The following is a 4,605-nucleotide window of genomic DNA, read 5'->3' on the forward strand; positions in this document are numbered from 1 at the left end:
AGTGTCATTCTGGAGCTATCTTGGCGATAGACTGGGAATTGCTGATGCGCCAGCCGTCCCGCGCCTGGCAGATCTGGTCAGCGACCGCTGCTCCTTAGCGTGATCGCCAACGGTTTTGCCCCTATTATATCTCTTTGGACATGGCAAATCCCCTCTCCAGCCGCTCCACTCTGGTGGATAAGGAGCTACGGTCCAAAGAACTCTTGCGTATCGGGGCCTCTCTCCCTCTCGACGGAACCGGTTTTGGCCTTGAGAATGGCAGTACCGGAACAGGGAATGTGCCATGCCTGCCGCCTACCTGATCGTGCAGATCAAGATCACCCGTGAAGAGGGCTGGCCTGAATACCGCCAGAAGGTCACCGAACTGTTCGCTCAACACGGCGGACGCTATCTCGTTCGAGGCGGTCCGGTTGAGGTCCTGGAGGGCTCCTATGACGGGCGGCGACTGGTCGTATTTGAGTTCCCGTCTATGGAGGCGATCCGATCCGTCTGGCACTCACCAGAGTATGCGGAAGTGAAGAAACTGCGTGAGGGCGCAGGCGAACTGGATGTCTGGGCTCTACCTGGAGTTTGACGTTCACGGCGCTCCTTCCACGCAAAGTCTGCCTCAATCATCATTCTTTCCGCCCAAACAAGGTAGCGATCAGGCCAGCACGTGCCGGGGCAGACTGATGCTCAGTTTCAACCTGGGTTGGTTCAGCGACGGTCTCGGTTTTGAGTATTTGTTCGACCTTGGTCTCGGTGTGGGACTCAGAGCAAACCGGAGGCGGTTCGTTTGCCTCTTGCTTGGTTTCCTCCAGAGGGTCCATCAACGTTAGATCGAGCGCAGGCTCTTGCTTCGTGTCGGGTGCGGCGGACAGGACCTCAATCCGACCTGGAAAGTCGTGCCGGCACTCATAGCGGACATAGTCGGGGAAACTGCGCCTGATGCGGTGCTCGCGGTCGAGAAGGACCTCGTGCATGACCTCGACCACAAAGAAGCGTCCTTCCGCCGTTGTCACATCCACTCGACTGACGACCCCCACGGAGAAACTCTTCCATGGATCGGCTGGATGGAGGTGGACCCGGACCTGATCCCCCACCGCGATCTTCACCTCAGCCATTCATCGATGCTCCACCCCGTTGCGTCAGGCGCTGAGAGGCCCAGATGGCCGCTTGGGTGCGATTGGAGGCTCCGATCTTGCGCAGGATGGCTTTCACATGGACCTTGATCGTCGCCTCGGTGATCTCCAGCTTGCGGGCAATGACCTTGTTGGGCTCTCCTTGCGTCAAGCATCCCAGGATTTCCCTCTCCCGCGCTGAGAGCTTGCAAGCATTCAGGTCAGACGGCTTCGGCTCTGCCACGCTGCCTTGGAGCGGCTGCTCCCGGCTCTGGGAAGCCCCGCCCATGAAAGCGCGCAGAATCTCGAAGGGCAGGACAGTCTCCCCGAGCATCACCAGTTCAAGCGACTTGACCAGAACGTCGGGAGCACTCGCGGCTAAGCAAAAGCCATTCACACCGGCTTCATGTCCCGACCGCACAAAGCTGAGATCGAACTGATCCGCCAGGGCCACGATCCGCGCCTGCGGGAAGTGCTCTCGCATCTGCCGGATGATCTCAAGCATCCGACCGGTGGTCTGATGGGCATCGATGAGGATCAGAGCAGGTTCCAAAGCCCTACGCTGAAGCAATCCTGTGTCAGAAGTGGCCGTGGCGAGATCAAACGGTGTGTTCTGTAGGATGTGACGAAGCCCTGAGCGCAAGAGGAAGTTGTCACAGATCAGGGCCGTTGGGATTGCTGCGGGATGAATGGTAGACGAGGTGTTCGTGTCCGACGAGCGATCATGTACAAGCGCCAGCGTAGTCATCCGTGCCCCCCTGCTGAATGTCTTCCGTTAAGAGAAGGTAAACAGGTTACGAGGGTTGCGTCTGTCGGATTCCTGACAATGATCCGGTTAGAAGAAGACTCCTAACCGTGGCATGCAGTCACATCTCTGTGAGCCGGCGCGATACAGCCGAGATGTCTTACGATAGACGAGTATTGGCCGAGCACCTCCGAGGCAAAAGATATAAAGGAACGCTCTCTTCAGCGGTTGCAAGGCGCTCTGCCGCCGCTATCAGGTCTGCCGAACCCGACACCCTTATTATGAAATATTATTGGGCAGTCAACGGATCGGCAGGAGATATTGGAGATATTACTGGGTGTCGGCTGGAACTCGTCTCCGGTCGTGTTCGAGGGCTAATTTCGTACTGCTCCAGCCAAGGGTGTGCCGGGAGCAAGGCGGCACCGGTCGCGAAACACCTGTTGCGCGGCCGCAAGATCAGGCACCCAGGTCTCGAACCGCGCCGTCATCGCACGACGTCCCTCCACATTCAACGATTGAAGCCCTGTTGTGTGCAGCGGCCCCACAAGGCTATCGCCTTCATCAAAGAACAGGGTACCGTCCTCCCACTCCAGCAGCACAAAGCCTCGCTCGGTCTGGACAACGAAGCTTTGACAGAACGGCTTGAAATCGAAAACAACCTTTCCGGTGAAGCGGGAACTGCCAGGGCCGGTTGTGATGAGACCCACGACGCCAACCACAAAGGCAACACACCAGAGGCCCAAGGCCAGGAGAGGCTTTGTCATCGCAGGCCCCCTCGCAGTATTGGAGAGAACACCCAGATCGACGTGGCACTAACTTCGTGAACATTATAGCCGCTTCTGTCGGCTATGTGGAAGTTGCTTCTTATCCCGCCGTGAGTACATGACTGCCGATGGAGGCTGGACACCTCACCTCGTCCGCCGCACACTTCCCACTGAAATTGCGCCGAGGGTCCCATGGATCGGCAGGAGCATAGGGTGGAGCGACGGCTCGCGGCGATCTTCGCCGCTGACGTGGCGGCTTACTCGCGCCTGATGAGCCACGACGAGGTTGAGACGCTCCGCACCTTGACGGCCCATCGCGAGGTGATGGACCGGTTGATCGCCGAGCATAGGGGACGGATCGCCAACACGGCAGGCGACAGTGTCTTGGCCGAATTCCCCAGTGCTGTAGATGCCATCCAGTGTGCCATTGCGATTCAGGAGGCGCTTACGCAAACCACCCAAGAGATGCCGGTGGAGAAACGTCTCCAGTTCAGAATTGGAGTGCATGTCGGGGATGTGTTAGTCCATGGCTCCGACCTATTGGGCGATGGGGTAAACATTGCTGCCCGATTGGAAAGCCTTGCTGATCCAGGTGGCATCTGCATCTCGGAAGCTACCTTAGCTACGTTCGCAAGGCTGTGCCTGTTGGCTTCACCGATCTCGGCCCTCAGACGGTTAAGAATATTGAGGAACCGATCCGCGCCTATGCTTTGAAGGTGATCTCGCCTGTCCCAGCCGGAATAGCGCAGACCAAACCGCTCTCTCTCCCTGACAAGCCCTCCATTGCCGTCCTCCCCTTCACCAATATGAGCGGTAATCCCGAGCACGAGTATTTCGCGGACGGTATGACCGAAGATATCATTACGGGTCTCTCGCACCTGAAGTGGCTATTCGTCATCGCCCGCAATTCCACGTTCGCTTACAAAGGCAGGGCGGCGGATGTGCGTCAGATCAGTCAAGACCTGGGTGTTCGGTACGTGTTCGAAGGCGGTGTCAGAGTGTCAGGAGCCCGCATTCGTATCACCGGTCAGTTGATCGAGGCCGCGAGTGGCAGGCACATATGGGCCGAACGCTACGACAGGCAGCTTGACGATGTGTTTGCGGTTCAAGACGAGATCACAGCAAGCGTCGTTGCTGCCATCGAGCCGCACTTGTATGCCGAAGAGGGTGCTCGGATAGCAAGCCAGTCTCCTGAGAACATCAGCACATGGGGTCTCGTTGTCCGCTCAATCGGGTTGATCAGCAAGCTCGGACGCCAGGAAAATGAAGAGGCGCGATCTCTTCTCGAACGGGCCATTACGATAGAGCCTACCTATGCGAAAGCCCCTGCAATATTAAGCTGGGCTTTGTGGTGGGCAGGCTACAACTACTGGCTTCCTGATTGGGATCAAAGTGCTGCCGAGGCGCAAAGACATGCGGAACAGGCGCTGGCTCTTGACGCCAGCGAACCGTGGGCTCGCATGGTCTTGGGCCTGTGTGTCAGCGCGGATGGTCAGCACGAACGCGCTTTGCCGGAACTTGAAGCTGCCCTGCGGGTCAACCCGAGTTTTGCGTTGGCCCACACGATCTACGGCTGGGCACTGGCTCGGGCTGGAAGGTTCGATGATGCCGTAGTGGAGACGCAGACGGCTCTTCGCCTCAGCCCTGCGGACACATTCCTGAGCTTCTATGAATTCTTCCACGGCTTTACGCTCCTGGTCAGTGGTCGTTTTGAGGATGCGCTTCCCTATCTTCGCAGAGGCATTGTAGCATTTCCAAACGTCCCTACTCATTTTGCTCTGTCAAGCGACACCGAGATTTACGAGATAAGGCGACATCCAGTTTTACGACGGCTCAAGCGTGAGCCCGCTGGAGAGCCTCCTCCAGATCCCGCAGGCGATAGCTGCGCCCCTTGATGTTGAGAACATGCGCTCGGTGCAGCAGGCGGTCGAGGATGGCCGTGGCCAGCACCTCGTCGCCGGCCAGCAGCTCGGTCCACTCCCGGATGCTCTTGTTC

6 protein-coding genes and 1 pseudogene are annotated in these 4,605 nt (G+C 58.0%); 3 read left to right on the top strand and 4 right to left on the bottom strand.

Annotated elements, in window-relative coordinates; all coding sequences use genetic code 11:
• The first annotated feature begins 283 nt into the window (after positions 1-283).
• On the top strand, positions 284-574 hold the full coding sequence (locus FS320_RS38515) for a DUF1330 domain-containing protein (protein ID WP_152717587.1): 291 nt from the start codon (positions 284-286) through the stop codon (positions 572-574).
• 40 nt (positions 575-614) lie between these two features.
• Here the strand turns inward: FS320_RS38515 and FS320_RS38520 are convergent, their stop codons facing one another.
• From FS320_RS38520 to FS320_RS38530, 3 genes are all read right to left on the bottom strand, one after another.
• Complete coding sequence (locus tag FS320_RS38520) at positions 615-1,103, bottom strand: hypothetical protein (protein WP_152717589.1); 489 nt, start codon at positions 1,101-1,103, stop codon at positions 615-617.
• Complete coding sequence (locus FS320_RS38525) at positions 1,096-1,848, bottom strand: LuxR C-terminal-related transcriptional regulator (RefSeq protein WP_152717591.1); 753 nt, start codon at positions 1,846-1,848, stop codon at positions 1,096-1,098. The genes FS320_RS38520 and FS320_RS38525 overlap by 8 nt, the downstream gene beginning before the upstream one ends.
• A 371-nt stretch (positions 1,849-2,219) precedes the next feature.
• Positions 2,220-2,552, bottom strand: a complete 333-nt coding sequence (locus FS320_RS38530) for a hypothetical protein (protein ID WP_152717594.1) — start codon at positions 2,550-2,552, stop codon at positions 2,220-2,222.
• 249 nt (positions 2,553-2,801) lie between these two features.
• On the opposite strand from FS320_RS38530, the gene FS320_RS38535 reads away from it, so the two are divergent.
• Positions 2,802-3,323 carry an adenylate/guanylate cyclase domain-containing protein gene (locus FS320_RS38535; protein WP_152717596.1) on the top strand — a complete coding sequence of 174 codons (522 nt, stop codon included), beginning with the start codon at positions 2,802-2,804 and terminating at the stop codon, positions 3,321-3,323.
• Between the two features lie 746 nt (positions 3,324-4,069).
• The gene (locus FS320_RS49040; protein WP_244627658.1) at positions 4,070-4,504 is read left to right on the top strand and encodes a tetratricopeptide repeat protein; all 435 of its coding nucleotides are present in this window, start codon (positions 4,070-4,072) and stop codon (positions 4,502-4,504) included.
• Here FS320_RS49040 and FS320_RS38545 read toward each other — a convergent pair.
• Positions 4,464-4,605 (bottom strand): annotated as a pseudogene (locus tag FS320_RS38545) (ATP-binding protein); the annotation flags it as partial. The gene FS320_RS49040 and the pseudogene FS320_RS38545 sit on opposite strands and share 41 nt — an antisense overlap.

The sequence above is a fragment of the Microvirga tunisiensis genome, assembly GCF_009296175.1.
Lineage (GTDB): Bacteria > Pseudomonadota > Alphaproteobacteria > Rhizobiales > Beijerinckiaceae > Microvirga > Microvirga tunisiensis.

Coding starts and splice junctions, on each gene's coding strand:
- FS320_RS38515 (WP_152717587.1), top strand. CDS start 284: ATGCCTGCCGCCTACCTGATCGTGCAGATCAAGATCACCCGTGAAGAG.
- FS320_RS38520 (WP_152717589.1), bottom strand. CDS start 1,103: ATGGCTGAGGTGAAGATCGCGGTGGGGGATCAGGTCCGGGTCCACCTC.
- FS320_RS38525 (WP_152717591.1), bottom strand. CDS start 1,848: ATGACTACGCTGGCGCTTGTACATGATCGCTCGTCGGACACGAACACC.
- FS320_RS38535 (WP_152717596.1), top strand. CDS start 2,802: ATGGATCGGCAGGAGCATAGGGTGGAGCGACGGCTCGCGGCGATCTTC.
- FS320_RS49040 (WP_244627658.1), top strand. CDS start 4,070: ATGGTCTTGGGCCTGTGTGTCAGCGCGGATGGTCAGCACGAACGCGCT.